General features: G+C 59.2%; 11 protein-coding genes and 1 tRNA gene. 2 read left to right on the top strand and 10 right to left on the bottom strand.

Annotated features, from left to right (window positions below):
* The first annotated feature begins 18 nt into the window (after positions 1-18).
* Positions 19-3,129, top strand: coding sequence for a DNA polymerase III subunit alpha (locus FEM03_RS17390; protein WP_138087564.1), 3,111 nt, complete (start codon positions 19-21; stop codon positions 3,127-3,129).
* Positions 3,130-3,196: 67 nt separating this feature from the next.
* Here the strand turns inward: FEM03_RS17390 and FEM03_RS24515 are convergent, their stop codons facing one another.
* From FEM03_RS24515 to FEM03_RS17360, 4 genes are all read right to left on the bottom strand, one after another.
* Positions 3,197-5,920, bottom strand: coding sequence for a PQQ-dependent sugar dehydrogenase (locus FEM03_RS24515; RefSeq protein WP_166442944.1), 2,724 nt, complete (start codon positions 5,918-5,920; stop codon positions 3,197-3,199).
* Positions 5,921-6,144: 224 nt separating this feature from the next.
* Positions 6,145-6,234: transfer RNA gene (locus tag FEM03_RS17370), tRNA-Ser, on the bottom strand.
* A gap of 218 nt (positions 6,235-6,452) precedes the next feature.
* Complete coding sequence (locus FEM03_RS17365) at positions 6,453-7,865, bottom strand: DEAD/DEAH box helicase (RefSeq protein WP_138087561.1); 1,413 nt, start codon at positions 7,863-7,865, stop codon at positions 6,453-6,455.
* A gap of 255 nt (positions 7,866-8,120) precedes the next feature.
* The gene (locus FEM03_RS17360; RefSeq protein WP_138087560.1) at positions 8,121-9,143 is read right to left on the bottom strand and encodes an amidohydrolase family protein; all 1,023 of its coding nucleotides are present in this window, start codon (positions 9,141-9,143) and stop codon (positions 8,121-8,123) included.
* A 139-nt stretch (positions 9,144-9,282) separates the two neighbouring features.
* Here FEM03_RS17360 and FEM03_RS17355 point away from each other — a divergent pair, with 139 nt between their 5' ends.
* Positions 9,283-10,500: a hypothetical protein gene (locus FEM03_RS17355; RefSeq protein WP_138087559.1), complete on the top strand. Its 1,218-nt coding sequence runs from the start codon at positions 9,283-9,285 to the stop codon at positions 10,498-10,500.
* On the opposite strand, the gene FEM03_RS17350 is transcribed toward FEM03_RS17355, so the two are convergent.
* From FEM03_RS17350 to FEM03_RS17325, 6 genes are all read right to left on the bottom strand, one after another.
* Complete coding sequence (locus FEM03_RS17350) at positions 10,497-10,868, bottom strand: hypothetical protein (RefSeq protein ID WP_138087558.1); 372 nt, start codon at positions 10,866-10,868, stop codon at positions 10,497-10,499. The genes FEM03_RS17355 and FEM03_RS17350 overlap by 4 nt on opposite strands.
* Before the next feature lie 42 nt (positions 10,869-10,910).
* Entirely contained in the window at positions 10,911-11,858 is a 948-nt protein-coding gene (locus FEM03_RS17345; RefSeq protein ID WP_138087557.1) for a carboxylesterase family protein, read from the bottom strand.
* Positions 11,819-12,682: an alpha/beta hydrolase gene (locus FEM03_RS17340; protein WP_138087556.1), complete on the bottom strand. Its 864-nt coding sequence runs from the start codon at positions 12,680-12,682 to the stop codon at positions 11,819-11,821. The genes FEM03_RS17345 and FEM03_RS17340 overlap by 40 nt, the downstream gene beginning before the upstream one ends.
* A gap of 24 nt (positions 12,683-12,706) precedes the next feature.
* Positions 12,707-13,129 (bottom strand): type II toxin-antitoxin system VapC family toxin, encoded by a 423-nt coding sequence (locus tag FEM03_RS17335; protein WP_138087555.1) that lies wholly within the window; start codon positions 13,127-13,129, stop codon positions 12,707-12,709.
* Positions 13,129-13,401 (bottom strand): type II toxin-antitoxin system CcdA family antitoxin, encoded by a 273-nt coding sequence (locus FEM03_RS17330; protein ID WP_138087554.1) that lies wholly within the window; start codon positions 13,399-13,401, stop codon positions 13,129-13,131. The genes FEM03_RS17335 and FEM03_RS17330 overlap by 1 nt, the downstream gene beginning before the upstream one ends.
* Before the next feature lie 79 nt (positions 13,402-13,480).
* Entirely contained in the window at positions 13,481-13,894 is a 414-nt protein-coding gene (locus tag FEM03_RS17325) for a type II toxin-antitoxin system VapC family toxin (protein ID WP_166442942.1), read from the bottom strand.
* Between the last annotated feature and the right edge of the window lies 1 nt (position 13,895).

Here is a 13,895-nt window from a genome sequence, read left to right as displayed (position 1 = left end):
GCGGAGGGAGAGGATGATATGGCTTTTGTGGAACTTCATGCGCGCAGTGCTTTTAGTTTTCTTCGAGGTTCGTCGTCGCCGGAGGCGTTGGTGACGCGTGCGGCGGAGCTGGGCATGGGGCAAATGGCGGTGTGTGATCGGGATGGGGTTTATGGCAGTGCGCGGGTGCATCACAAGGCGGGTGAGCTGGGCTTGCGCGGTTTGGTGGGGGCGGAGTTGACGATGGAGGATGTGACGGTGTTGCCGGTGCTGGTGCGAACGCGGGAGGGGTATCAACATTTGTGCCGGTTGCTGACGCGGGCGAAGTTGCGGGCGGCGAAGGGAGAGAGTCGTGTGTTATGGGATGAGCTTGCAGAACATGCGGGAGGATTGTTGGCCTTGAGCGGGGATGAGGAGGGGCCTTTGGCGAGGGCGATGATAGGTAAAGATGGGAAAGGGGATGCGCCGGGGGTGGTGGAAAAATTGGTGAGGATTTTTGGTCGGGATCATGTGGCGGTGGAGGTGCAGAGGCATCGGCTGCGCAAGGACAAGAAGCGGGTGGATGGATTGGTGGAACTGGCGGAGCGGTTTGGGGTGCCGTTGATGGCTTCGAATGGGGTGTGTTACAGTCGCATGAACGGGCGCTTGTTGCTGGATGCCTTCAGTTGTTTGAGGCATCATACGACATTGGATGAGGCGGGTTTGATTTTGGCGGCGAACTCGCAGCGGGGGTTGAAGAGTGAAGCGCAGATGCGGGAGTTGTTTGCGGATCTGCCGCAGGCGGTGGACAACACGCAGCGGGTGGCGGACCTGTTGGAGTTTACGTTGGAGGATTTGGGATATGAGTTTCCGAGTTATCAGGTGCCGGAGGGGCATGATATGGCTTCGTATCTTCGCGAAGTGACTTATGCGGGGGCGGGTCGGCGTTTTCCTGATGTTAGTGAGAAGGTGCGCAGGCAGTTGGACAAGGAGCTGGCACTTATTACCAAGCTGGGGTTCAGCGGTTACTTTTTGGTGATCTGGGATCTGGTGAATTTTTGTCGGGACGAGGGCATTTTGGTGCAGGGTCGGGGCAGTGCGGCGAATAGTGCGGTGTGTTATTCGTTGAGCATCACCAATGCGGATCCGATTGCGGGGCAGTTGTTGTTTGAGCGGTTTCTGAGTGAGGGTCGCAAGACGTGGCCGGACATTGATCTGGATCTGCCGAGCGGGGAGAAACGCGAACGGGTGATCCAGGAGGTGTATCGTCGTTTTGCTCCGCATGGCGCGGCGATGACGGCGAATGTGATTACTTATCGGGGGAAGAGTGCGATGCGTGAGATGGGCAAGGTGTTGGGGTTGACGCCGGATGTGTTGAGCCGGTTTTCGGATTTGTTTGGGCATGGGGATTTTGCGCATACGCTGGAGTTGAAGGATCATTTGAAGCGGTCGGGATTGCCGGATGGGCATCCGCGTTTACCGGCGTTGTTGAAGCTGTATCAGGCGGCGTATGGTTTGCCGCGGCATCTGGGTCAGCACAGTGGTGGCATGGTGTTGTGCAGTCAGGGGTTGGATGGGATCGTGCCGCTGGAACCTGCGAGCATGCCGGGGCGGGTGGTGGTGCAGTGGGACAAGGATGATTGTGAAGACCTGGGCATCATCAAGGTGGACCTCTTGGGGCTTGGCATGATGGCGGTGATTGAGGAAACGCTGGCGACGTGCAGGGCACGCGGCGAGGCGCGCACGGTGGAACTGCATCGCATTCCGGCGGATGATGAAAAGACGTATGCGATGATCCAGCGGGCGGACACGGTGGGGGTTTTTCAGATTGAGAGCCGGGCACAGATGGCGACCCTGCCGCGTCTGAAACCGAAGTGTTTTTATGACATTGTGATCGCGACGGCGATCATTCGTCCGGGGCCGATTGTGGGCAAGATGGTGCATCCTTTTTTGAACCGGCGCGCGGGCAAGGAGAAGGTGGATTACATTGCGGATTGTTTTGAACCGGTGTTGAAGCGCACCCTGGGCATTCCGTTGTTTCAGGAGCAGATGTTGAGCATGGCGATGACGGTGGCGGGGTTTAGTGGCAGTGAGGCGGAGGAGTTAAGGCGCGCGTTGAGTTTTCATCGGTCGCAGGACCGGATGCAAAAGGTGATGGTGAAGCTGCGTGTGGCGATGGATGAGCGGCGGGTGGATAGTCATGTGCAGGAGCGCATTGTGCAGTCGATCCAGTCGTTTGCGGTGTATGGATTTCCTGAATCGCATGCGATCAGTTTTGCGTTGCTGGCTTATGCGAGTGCGTGGTTGAGGGCGCATCGGCTGGCGGAGTTGACGGCGGCGTTGTTGAACAATCAGCCGATGGGATTTTATTCGTCGTCGACCTTGGTGAGTGATGCCAGGCATCATGGGTTGCGGGTGTTGCCGGTGTGTGTGGTGGAGTCGGCGTATGCCTGCGAAGTGGTGGATGATGAGACGATTCGACTGGGTTTGAAAATGTTGCGTGGGTTCAGTCGCAAGTCGGCGGAGCGGTTGTTGATGGAGAGGTCGCGCATGGCTTGGGGGAGTCTGGATGATTTGTTGTTGCGATGTTCGTTGCCGCGAGATGAGCGTCGGGTGCTGGCCAAGGCGGGGGCGTTGAATGCGCTGGCCGGGCATCGTCGTTCGGCGTTGTGGGAGGTGGAACGCGAGCGTGAGGTGGATTTGTTTTCGTGGAAGCAACGCGAAGCGGAAGCGAGCGTGTCCAACGTGCTGGAGGCAATGACGCCGGAAGAGCGGTTGGAAGCGGATTATCAGGCGGTGGCGTTGACGGTGGGGGTGCATCCGATGCGCTTGATGCGGGCATCATTGCCGGGGGTGCGGAGGGCCATTGAGCTGCCGCGAGGCCAGCATGGTCAGTTGGTGACGATTGCCGGGCTGGTCATCTGCCGACAGCGTCCCGGCACCGCCAACGGGCATGTGTTTATCAGTCTTGAGGACGAAACGGGGATTGGAAATGCCTTTGTGCCGTCGGCCCTCTTTGAGGCGCAGAGACTGGTAATCAATCAGGAGAGTTTTTTGAAGATCCAGGGTCGTTTACAAATCGTGGATGAGGTGACCTCGGTATATGCGTTGAGAGTGGAGGCGCTGGTTTTTGAGTCAGAAGTGACGGCGAAGTCGCATGATTTTAAGTGAAGAGGGGTGGACAAATGGGGATAATCCTTTAGGCGTGAAGAGATATTTGGCTGGTTACGGCTGTGGATTAGGGGGCTGAAAGCTGGATTCGGAAAAATCTTGAGGGGCCGTCAATGGGAGTGGTGAGGGTGCGGGTTTGAGTGTTGGCGGGGATTAGCCAAGTGTTGGTGGGGACGTTCCAAGGGGTCCAATTCATGAGGTCGAGAGAGGTTTCGACGATGGCGGTGCGGTTGGCGGGGTGTTCGAAGGTGAGGGAGATGTGGCTGCTGGTGGTGGACAGGGTGGGTTGCCAAGGCGGGTTGATGGCGAGGGGATCCTGGCCGAGGAGGAATTCGAGGCGGTTGATGGTGCCGTCGTTGTCGGCGTCATCGCCTGGCTGGGAGTTGGGGGCATCGGGAGTGGGGAAGTTCTCTTGCTGCCACTCGGCGTAACTTTGTCGGGAGGGGAGTGCGAGATTGATCCAGTCGGTGAGGAGTTGTTCGGCGGCGAGGTCGCGTTCGGTGGTGGCGAGAGGTGGCATGCGTGGGACGCCGTCGCCGCGGAGACGTTTGAGGATCATGGAGCGGGCGGTGTCGCCGGGAATGCTGAAGCGATTGGTGGGATCGCCGCCGTCGTTGACCAGGGGTCCACGGATGAGGTTGGCGAGATCGGTGGGGGTGGTGGAGCGGGCATCCCAGGATCCGGTGGAGGGGCCTCCGGGTTGGTGGCATTGGACGCAGTTGACTTCAAGGTAGGAGCGGACACGCCATTCAAGGGAGGCGCTTTGGTCATCGGCGGCGGCCAGGGCTGGCAGGATGTGGGTGTTGGTGACCGGTTGGGAAAAATAGCCGGCGTTGCTGAGTGCGGCGATTTGGTTTTGGGTAGTTGTGGGGGATTCGAAGAAGCGGTTCATCTGTTGGGTGTTGAAGCTGAGGGCGTAGCCGCCGACAGGGGTGTGGCAGGTGCGGCATTCGTTGCGACTGGGGTAGCGCCAAGTTTGGGTGGGGCTGGAGGCAGGGATGGGTTCGGTCTGGCCTTCTTCGGGGACGAGGTCGGCGTCGGATTGATCTTCGCGCCATTTGTAGGTGAGGCCGTAGATGTCGGTGGCAGTTTTGATGAGGAAGCGGGTTTCTAGTCGGCGGCTGGTGGCGGGGTCGCCGCGGGTGGTGTTGATGTCGAAGTGTTTGACCCAGACCATGCCGGTGGGGAAGGTCCATGGGGTGTCGGGGGAGAAGGTGATGGTGTCGGTGAGGTTGCGAATGGCGAACCAGCGTGATTTGGTGGCGTGGTCGCTCCAGAAATCCACGTTGGGAGCGTAGGCGACGAGGCCGGGGTTGGGGGTGAGGGTGGTGAGGTCGGAGAAGGCTCCGGTGGCGGAAAGGGTGGCGGGTGGTTCAGTGCCGGTAGTGCCACTACGGGCGAGACGTTTGACCTCGTTGCCGGTGATATCACAGAGCAGGGCATCGCCGTTGCGTGGGTCGTATCCCCAGCCGGAGATGCCGTTGTCGGTGGCGAGTTGTTGGCCGAAGCCGTCGCCGCCTGCCCAGGTGCCGTCGGGTTGTTCGGTGAGGGCGACGATGAAGCCGGAATTGTAGTCGCAGAAGAGGTATTTGCCGGCAAGCTCGGGCAGGCGGTCGCCGCGGTAGACAAGGCCGCCGGTGACGGAGGTGCCGTGGATGACGGTATTGGATGGGAGGGAGTTGGCGGTGCGGCCGTAGTCGTAGATGGGAGGATTGCTGGTCCAACCTTCTGGCGGGGCGAATGGGGCGAGGGCGGGGGTGTGGGGCTGGAGACCTTCGCGCCAGGACCAGCCGCCGTTGAAGCCCGGGGTGATGAGGTTGATTTCTTCGCGGTTGTTTTGGCCGACATCGGCGCAGAAGAGGCGTCCGCTTTGGGGATCGAAGGACATGCGCCAGGGGTTGCGGAAGCCGATGGCGTAGAATTCGGTGCGGATGGCGGTTTTGGGGAAGGTGAAGCCGTTGTAGGTGGCATCGCCGGTGCCTTGGGCGAGTGGGAGGAATGGGTTGTCGGGGGGGATGGCGTAACTGTCGGCAGTGATGGCGCTGTCGCCGACGGTGTCGGTGCTGCTTTCGTCGTGCGGATTGGGTGGGAGGGAGCCGGGTTTTTTATCGACGTCGATGCGCAGGATGGCGCCGAAGAAATCTTTGGCGATGCGGCGGGCGTTGTCGGCGCCGTCGTTTTGGGGGCCTTCGTCGCCGACGGAGATGTAGAGGTAGCCGTCGGGTCCGAAGGCGAGGTCGCCGCCGTTGTGGTTGCCGGCTTCGTCGCGCTGGGTGATGAGCGGGGCTTCGGTTTCTTCATTGGCGACGGTGGCGGCGTTGAAGTTGCCGGGGGTTCCTGAGGCGGTGAAGCGGGTGACGCGTTGGTGGAGTTGATTGTTGATGGCGAGGCTGTAGAAGATGTAGAAGTAGCCGTTTTGGTTGTAGTTGGGGTGAAAGGCGAGGCTGAGGATGCCGCTTTCGCTTTCGGTGCGAAGGGGGGTGCCTTCGTCGTCGAGATAGTCCTTGAGGGGAAGGAAAGTGGATTTGGTCATGGTGTCCAGATCCACGATTTGGATGCCGAGATTGCGTTCGATGACGAAGAGACGGTTGGTGACGCCTGGAGGAGATGCGACATCAATTGGACTGGAGAAAGTCAGTGAACCGAGTGCATTTTCGGTGATGTAGCCGGTGGCAGAGGGGAGTTCCGCGGGGAGGTTAAGCGTGGTGTTGGCAACCCGCACCAGCTGGGCATGGGTCGTAGAGAATGCCGAAAGGAAAAACAGCAGCGAAAGCAGAAAGGGTTTCATCATGGTGCGCATGAAGTTGAGGTTGAGGGCGATGCATGGTTTCGAATAATGCGTTCGCTGCCCTTTATGGATTCTATGCAAAGTCCGAAGTGGACGTCTTAATCGACGGATATTCTTTCGTGCGGCTTTGTGAACGGGTTTTGGAAAGTGGCGGTCCGATGCGAAATTGGCCGACAATATTGGCAGCCACGATGGCTGCGATTGGAGGATCTGCTGTGCAGTAGTAGTGGCGGAGAGAGAGGGATTCGAACCCTCGGTAAGATTACTCCTACGCATCTTTAGCAAAGATGTGCTTTCGACCACTCAGCCATCTCTCCAAATCGTTCAACGCGACTCTTGGTTCGCGTTGAAGCGTCCGTTAGTTAGCACCAGTGGAGGGACGTCGTCAACTGGGTTGTGAGAGTTTCTTGAAGGATTTTGAGGATGGGACGGCGGATCTCAAGACCGACGGAACGTCGGTAGTCCGATTGAGGAGGAATGTCCGACGAAACGTCGGCGCTCCAGGGTATGAGACGAAACGTCGGTAAGCGGCGCGTCAGGATTGCGGGGAACGGGGAGGGCGGGGGGATTCGCCGCGACGGAGGCCGCCGGTTTGTTCGGGGCGGTTGGGACGATTGGATCGGTTGCCTTGACCCTGACCTTGTCCACTGCCTCCACCGGTGCCACCGCCGCTACTGCGCTGGCTGTCTCTGCCGCGAGGGTTGATGGGGTTGCTGCGATTGGGGCGGCTGTTGCGGGTGCTTTGGTTTTGGTCGCCGGGCTGGCGGGGTTTGCGTTCGCGCTGGGCGACGTCGTGATTGGCACCGGGGGAGACGGTGTAGTCGAATCCTTCGGCTTGTTTGCGGATGAGGCCGCGGTTGATGAAACGTTCGAGGGCCTTGAGGGAGCCGTGGTCTTCTTTGGTGACGAAACTGATGGCGTCGCCGATGGCCTGGGCGCGGCCGGTGCGGCCGATGCGGTGGATGTAGTCCTCGGGGGCTTTGGGGAAGTCGTAGTTGATGACGTGGGAGATGCCGTCGACGTCGATGCCGCGGGCGGCGATGTCGGTGGCGATGAGCACCCGAACGGCGCCGCTTTTGAAGTCGGCAAGGGCGCGAAGGCGCTGGTTTTGGGTGCGGTTGGAGTGAAGGGTGGCGGTTTTGACGCCGTAGCTGTCGAGGTAGCGGGCGATGCGGTCGGCCCCGTGCTTCATTTTGGCGAAGACGAGGACGGTGTTGAAGGAGGGGTCGACGAGGAGGTGGAGGAGAAGGGGGGATTTGAGGTGTTGGGGGACCTCGTAGACGAGCTGGGTGACGCTTTCGGCGGGGTTGGAGCGTTTGCCAATCTGGACGGTTTTGGGTCGCTGCTGAAATTCGTGGGTGAGGGCTTCGATCTCGCGGCTGAGGGTGGCGGAGAACATAAGGGTCTGACGCCGGGAGGGGAGGGCTTTGACGATGCGCTTGATGGAGGGGAGGAAACCCATGTCGAGCATGCGGTCGGCTTCGTCGAGGACGAGGCATTCGAGATTGCTGAAGTTGCCGTGGCGCTGGCCCATGAGGTCGATGAGACGGCCGGGGGTGGCGATGATGATGTCGGCTCCGTCGCGCAGGGCCTGGATTTGGGGGCGTTCGCCGACGCCGCCGAAGATCATGGCGACGCGCAAGGGGAGGTGTTTGGCGTAGGCGTCGATGTTGTCTTTGATTTGGGCGACGAGTTCGCGGGTGGGGGCGAGGATGAGGGCTTTGGTGCTGCGCATGCGGCCCTGGCCCTGAAGGCTGGCGAGGTGGGTGAGGATGGGCAGGGTGAAGGCGGCGGTTTTGCCGGTGCCGGTTTGGGCGATGCCGATGAGGTCTTGTCCGGTGAGGATCTGCGGGATGGCAGCGGCCTGGATGGGGGTGGGTTCAGTGTAGCCGGCTTCTTGGATGGCTTGGAGAATGCGGGGGTCTAACCCGAGGGAACGAAATGGCATGGAAAGCGGACTATCGTCGGGATTGGGGAAATGGCACGGGATTTTGGGGGATTCTTTTTGTGGCCACGAAGGATCACAGAGAAGATAAAGGCAAGGTGGGTGGCGGAGTGGAGGACCACGGCAGAGGAACAGGTAAAATGCCTGTCAATGCAGATGGCATCTGCGGGGGGGAGGTATCTATGTGCACTGAAAGGGAAGCCGGGCAGAATGCCCGGCTCACCCACAGGCTGCAAGCCTGTGTCACTCACGGCAGACCTACTCGCTGAGAAAGTGGTGGCGGCTGGCGTGCTGGGCGCTCAGGGCGAGGAGGGCGGTGGACTCGTTGCCGAGTTCGGCGCCGATGATTTCGTGTTCGCGTTTGAGGTTGGTGTGAATGAGATAGGGGTTGTCGGTGTTTATACAAAAGGGGATGTCTGAAGCGGCGAGCTCACGCACAAACTGGGCGATGTGGGTGATGTCGGGAATGACGCGGGTGACGATGTTTACGGTTGGACAGAGTTCGAGGCACACGCTGTTTTGGCGCAGGAGGTGGACGAGAGAGGCCTTGGTGGTGCCGGTGGCGTGACGCAGTTCGATGCCGTGTCCGATGCGATCAGGCTGAATGTTTTCGAGCACGCGCAGCATGCCTTGCGGACCGCTGCTGGGACTTTCGCCAATGTGATAGGTGATCTTCAGTCCGGCTGCACGCGCCTGGTGCATCATGGTGGTGGTTTCGCTGAGCCAGTCGGGGTCGAGTTCGAGGGCGCGGGATTCGGGTCCGGCCATGTCGATGCCAACGACGCCACTGGCTCCGTTCAAGGGTCCACGGCTGCGCCATTTGATGGCGGCTTCGATGATCTGCCAGTTGGCGTCGAGGGGGAGGTCGCGTCCGAGCGAGAGAATGATGCCGGTGGCGACGCCGTAGTGGAGGGAGGCGCGTTCGAGGCCCTGGATGACGGCGAGGATGATGGCGTCCATGGTGTGGAGTCCATGGCGCATGCGTTTGTGGGGATTGAAGCGCAGTTCGAGGGAGGTGACTTTGGCGCGTCGGTAGGCTTTTGCGACGACCTGATAGGCGGAGACGTTGGCGGCGGAGGGGGAGGACTGGATTTCTTCGGTGACTTGAAAGTAACGACCGAGGAAATCGTCGAGGGATTTGACTTCGTCGGGACGCGCGGTGAGGGAGTCGTGGAAGGTGGCAAAATCGACAAACTCGGTTTGCAGTCCGTTGTCGCAGAGGGTTTCCCAGAGGACGGAGGAAGGGACGGCACCGCCGAGGTGGATGTGAAGGTCCTGCATGTTCGTGAGTTACTTCAGTAAATACGTTGCGGCAAAGTGGTTGGCAATGGCGGATAGGTGAAGCTTTAGCAATTGGGCGGCCAAGTGGATGACCGCGTGTGGTCGAAAGTTTTGTGGCTTGAGGACGTTGAGGTATCTCATGAGCGGATCCACCACAGGGGAATACAGGCGTGAATTTTTGGGACGATGCGGGATGATGGGTCTGGGATTTTTCGTTGGGGCGGGATCAGGAATGGCCAAAGGATCGGCTCCGCAATGGTTATGGGACGCGAAGTGGAAAAAGCATGGGGAGTTGTTTCGGCATGAGGGCGAGCCTGCGGGCGGTTGGGTGCAGAATTTTACCAGCACGGTGGAGGCGATTGAGGGGGATCGATGGAGAATATGGACCAGCGTTTCAGTGCCGAAATCAAAGTTCAAACAGATGGGGTTTCACGAAGGCAAGGTGGGAGGCGAATGGAAGCGCACGCTGGCGGTATGCACTCCGGGAGAGCCGGATGAAAAGGCGGCTTTGGCGATCGGAGGTTTGCCTGAGGGATGGCATCCGGTGCAGGGGGTGACGTTGCGACTAAAGGACGGGCGCACGAGGATTTATTTTTGGGCGCATGGGGAGGGCATTGTGCGTTACTTGGCGGCAGACAGTGATGACGGGCGGGCGTTCAAGGTGGTGAACGCGTTGCAACCTTGCATCTATCATCCGGCGGATCGGGCGGTGGATGGCAAGGTGGCGCTGGAGTTGGGGCTGAAACGGTTTGCCAAAAGGAAGGCGGCTCCGGCGGATGGGGAGGATTTGGCTCCGTCAAGATTGATCACCAATGACGCGACGAATGTTTATCAATTGCCGGACGGTAGCTTTGAGATGTTTACGGTGGGGCTGATTCAGGTGGGCAAGGATGATCCACGTTATGCCGCGAATGATAACATTGCTGGTATGGTGAGGGTGATTGACCGCTATGTGAGCGAGGATGGTTTGAGGTGGGGCGATCGCCGACGGGTGCTGGTTCCCGATGAGCGCGATCCGCATGATTTGCAGTTTTATTATTTATCCGTGACGCACACGGAACAGGGAAGGATTGGTCTCTTGGGCCATTACCGGTTGGGTGCCCAGACGATCGATATTGAACCGTGTTTTTCGACGGATGGGATTCATTGGGAAAGGCCTTTGAGGAAGCCGTTGATCAGTCGGGATGAGGCCAAGGTGACGGTGGCGAGTTACATCCTCCATGCGCCTCATGCGATGGTGAAGCGGGATGGTTTATGGCACTTGTTTTACACCGGGGGTAACTTTGCGCACAATCATCTGGAAACGCATGGGACACCTGATCGAGCGGTGATGCTGGCGAGTTGTAGCGCCGACTAATTGATGTCGGACGACTCCGGGAAAAGTGCGGATTGAATGCGGTTCAAGAAGCGCTCTTCCGAGCTGGTAAGTCCATCGACGGAAAGAACTTTGGAAAGCCAGGTAAACGCTTCGGTGGAACCGCCTTGCTCGTTGATGGTGGAGGTGAGTTGATGGAAAAGGGCTTCGGCTTTTTCGGGATCGATGGCTGCTTCGCGCGCGATGTCGAAGGAGGTGAAAATGAAGCTCTCGCGTGACGAGGCGGATTCCCAATCCAGGGATTCAAGGGCGTCGTTGAAGACGCGGTCTTCCGCGAGGGAGACGTGGTTGTCCCGGTAGAGGGCAAGAAAAAGCAATTGGATGATGGCTTGGCGCGATTGCTGGGTCATGGAACGGGAGTTTAGCCGGAGACGGGACAAAGAACAGGGATATCAATTTTTGAAATTGGATGGTTTTCGTTTTTGGGCAAAGAGCCATTCGGCAATCTTTGGATCGCTCCAAACATAGACGGAGATTCGATGGGCCCCTTTGGCGAACTCGGTGTAACGGGGGTGCCCTCCGGCGGCGGTGATTTCGGCAAAGGCGCGTCGGGATTCGGCAACGGGCACGATGTTGTCGTTTTCGCCGTGGAAGATCCACAGGGGAAGGCGCTTGAGTTGGGCAGCCTGACCTTCGGGCATGCCGCCGCAGACGGGGATGGCGGCGGCGAAGCGTTGGGGTTCGCGCACGATCCAGTCCCAGGTGCCGTAACCGCCCATGGATGCACCGGCGAGGTAGATGCGGGTGGGGTCGATGGGGTGGGTTTTGAGGAGTTCATCGAGCAAGGCCATCACATCGGCGAGGGCAGGGGCGGGTTGGGGTGCGAGGGGATGGTCGGGCGAAGTCCAGGAAGCGGTGTGAGTCCACATTTCGCCCGGTGGGCATTGGGGGGCGAGGACGAAACAGGGGTGTTTTGCTTGGGATTCGGGGCTCGCCCAGACGCCTGCGCTGAGGGTGGCGTTGCCGCCAGTGAGTTGGGTGAGGTTGTCGCTGCCTTTGCCGGAGCTGCCGTGTAGGGTGATGATAAGTGGCAATCGTCCGTCGGCTGACTTCGGAGTGAACCAACGATAGCGCACTTCCCGGCCGGCATGTTCAAAGGTGCGGGCTTGAAAGCGACGGGGGTTTTCCTTTTCCAGACGTTGATGCAAGGCTTCTACTTCGGCATCGCGGGATTGGTAGTCTGATGGAGGGACGATTTGAACTTGTGGTTCGACTGATTGAGCCTGGGTGGATAAACTTACCAACAAGATAAAAGAGAAGATGGCGCGATGGATCATTGGTTGAACGAACTTCGCGGTTCTCAGGATTTGGACGGGATAAACCCGCTGTCGGTGAGCCATTCGCGGAACCGGTAGGGCCAGGCACCGGCGGCGGTTTTGGTGCCGGGTTTGTAGCCGAAACCGTGACCGGCGTTGGAGTAGATGTGCAGCTCGGCTTTGACGTCGGCTTCCTTGTATTTGAGGTAGAGGGAGGCCATGCCTTTGGCGATGTCGGGCCGGTCGCTGTAACCGCAGGCAATGAACAATGGAGGCATGCCTTTCTCGACGGTGAAGAGATGAGAAGTGCCGGGATAGATGAGGGCTTGGAAGTCAGGGCGGGAACTGGTGCGTTCGATGGGATCGGTGTTGTCTAAGTTGCCGGAATCGGATTTCATGGCGGAGAAGGCGGCGAGTTCGCCACCGGCGGAGAAGCCGAGGATGCCGATGTGGTCGGGTTTAATGTTCCATTCGGTGGCGCGGCTGCGGATGATGCGCAAAGCGCGGCGGGTGTCGGCCATGGCATGGTCCTGGATGGTGTAAGCGCCGTTGGAGTCTTTGTCGCGGGCGAGGCGGTATTTGAGGACAAAGGCGGCGATGCCTTGATCGCGGAACCATTCGGCGAGGGCATAACCTTCGTGACCGAGGCAGAGTTTGGAATGGCCGCCGCCGGGGGCGATGATGACGGCGACGCCAGTGTTGGTTTCGGGAGTCGGGAGATAGGGCGTAATGGAGGGGTTGTGAACGTTGGTGACGTTGCTGCCTTCGAGTTTCTCGGGTTCGGTGCGGCGGGATTCGGAGCCAAGGGCGCCGTTAGGCCAGAGCGGGAGGGCGGCGGGTGGTTCGGCGAGGAGGGGTTGGATGAAGAGAGGAACCGTCGCGAGGAGGGAGAGGAGGTGCTTGGTCATGTGAGGAGTAAATGATAGAAGGTTTTAGGGAGAGAATTCCCAGGGGTTGACGAGGGAGATGCCGGTGGGTTTGAAGTCGGCGGTGTTGCGGGTGGCAAGGGTGAGGCCGTGGATCTTGGCGGTGGCGGCGATGAGGGAGTCTTCGAAGGAAGTTCCGTGCTCTGCGCGGAAGTCGGCTGCTTGCTCGGCAATGGCGCGGTCCACGTTGAGGATACGGAAATGGTCAGGCAGGGCGATGATTTGGTCATACCAAGTGGCGAGGTTTGACGCAAAAACGGGATCACGGGACTGCACTTTTTTCATCCCAAAGCGGAGCTCATTTAGGGTCACAACGCTCAAGTAGCCAATCTGACCCTGCTGCGATTGCTGCCATTGAACCAGCTGGGGACCGGCCTTCGCAGGACGACGGAAAGCTGATATCGTCACGGTGTCGAGGAGGAACGGCATCAGTCCTCGTCAGGCTCGAAGGTGAACTCACGGTGTTTTGTGGCTTTTCGATCTGGCAGGGGGAAATCCTTCTCGTAGAACGAAGCGGGCATGTCGGGAAGGGTCAGGGCTTCGATCCAGGTTTTTGGCTTTTCGATTTCGGTGGCGGACTTTGTGGCGAGTTCTCGGCGAACAAGGTTAGCCATCCAAGCAGAGAGGGATTGGGATTGGTTGACCGCCAGGTGCCGGGCTTCGCGGACGAGGTCGTCGGGGAGTTTGAGGGTAACGTTCATGGCGGTAAACTGACGAGGTTCGTGCAGCACGATTGCACGGTTGCACGAGAAAGTCAATTCGCTGATCCGATGGCACCACTCACATTTCCCAAGGATTGATCAAGGTAATCTCAGTTGGGTGATCACTGGTGTTTCTGGTGACCAGGCGGTGTCCGTGAGTGATGGCGGTCGCAGCAATGAGGCTGTCGAGGACGGGGAGGCGTCGTCCTTTGCGTTCATATTTGGCGCAGAGCTGGCCCCAAGTGCGCATGACTTCGGTGCTCGGTGGGAGCAGTCTGTCAGCGGCCCAGTGATTCAGGCGGTCAAACCAAGCGGCGATTTGTTTACGGCGTTTTCCAGGGGCTAGAAGCTCGATGCCTTTGACGAGTTCTCCATAGGAGATGGTGGACAGGTAGATTTCGTGATCATGGGCGTCCAGCCAGGACATGACCTTTTCATTCGGGATTGCTTTCGATGATTCGCTCAGAACATCGGTGTCGAGCAGATAGCCCATG

Source organism: Phragmitibacter flavus (genome assembly GCF_005780165.1).
GTDB lineage: Bacteria > Verrucomicrobiota > Verrucomicrobiia > Verrucomicrobiales > Verrucomicrobiaceae > Phragmitibacter > Phragmitibacter flavus.
Note: the sequence above shows the minus strand (reverse complement) of the source record. Positions and strands in the feature narration are given on the sequence as shown.

What these genes read in the sequence shown, in the direction of transcription:
- FEM03_RS24515 (WP_166442944.1), bottom strand. Translation starts at nt 5,920, where the DNA reads ATGATGAAACCCTTTCTGCTTTCGCTGCTGTTTTTCCTTTCGGCATTC.
- FEM03_RS17340 (WP_138087556.1), bottom strand. Translation starts at nt 12,682, where the DNA reads ATGACCAAGCACCTCCTCTCCCTCCTCGCGACGGTTCCTCTCTTCATC.
- FEM03_RS17390 (WP_138087564.1), top strand. Translation starts at nt 19, where the DNA reads ATGGCTTTTGTGGAACTTCATGCGCGCAGTGCTTTTAGTTTTCTTCGA.
- FEM03_RS17335 (WP_138087555.1), bottom strand. Translation starts at nt 13,129, where the DNA reads ATGCCGTTCCTCCTCGACACCGTGACGATATCAGCTTTCCGTCGTCCT.
- FEM03_RS17330 (WP_138087554.1), bottom strand. Translation starts at nt 13,401, where the DNA reads ATGAACGTTACCCTCAAACTCCCCGACGACCTCGTCCGCGAAGCCCGG.
- FEM03_RS17345 (WP_138087557.1), bottom strand. Translation starts at nt 11,858, where the DNA reads ATGGCTCACCGACAGCGGGTTTATCCCGTCCAAATCCTGAGAACCGCG.
- FEM03_RS17360 (WP_138087560.1), bottom strand. Translation starts at nt 9,143, where the DNA reads ATGCAGGACCTTCACATCCACCTCGGCGGTGCCGTCCCTTCCTCCGTC.
- FEM03_RS17355 (WP_138087559.1), top strand. Translation starts at nt 9,283, where the DNA reads ATGAGCGGATCCACCACAGGGGAATACAGGCGTGAATTTTTGGGACGA.
- FEM03_RS17365 (WP_138087561.1), bottom strand. Translation starts at nt 7,865, where the DNA reads ATGCCATTTCGTTCCCTCGGGTTAGACCCCCGCATTCTCCAAGCCATC.
- FEM03_RS17350 (WP_138087558.1), bottom strand. Translation starts at nt 10,868, where the DNA reads ATGACCCAGCAATCGCGCCAAGCCATCATCCAATTGCTTTTTCTTGCC.
- FEM03_RS17325 (WP_166442942.1), bottom strand. Translation starts at nt 13,894, where the DNA reads ATGGGCTATCTGCTCGACACCGATGTTCTGAGCGAATCATCGAAAGCA.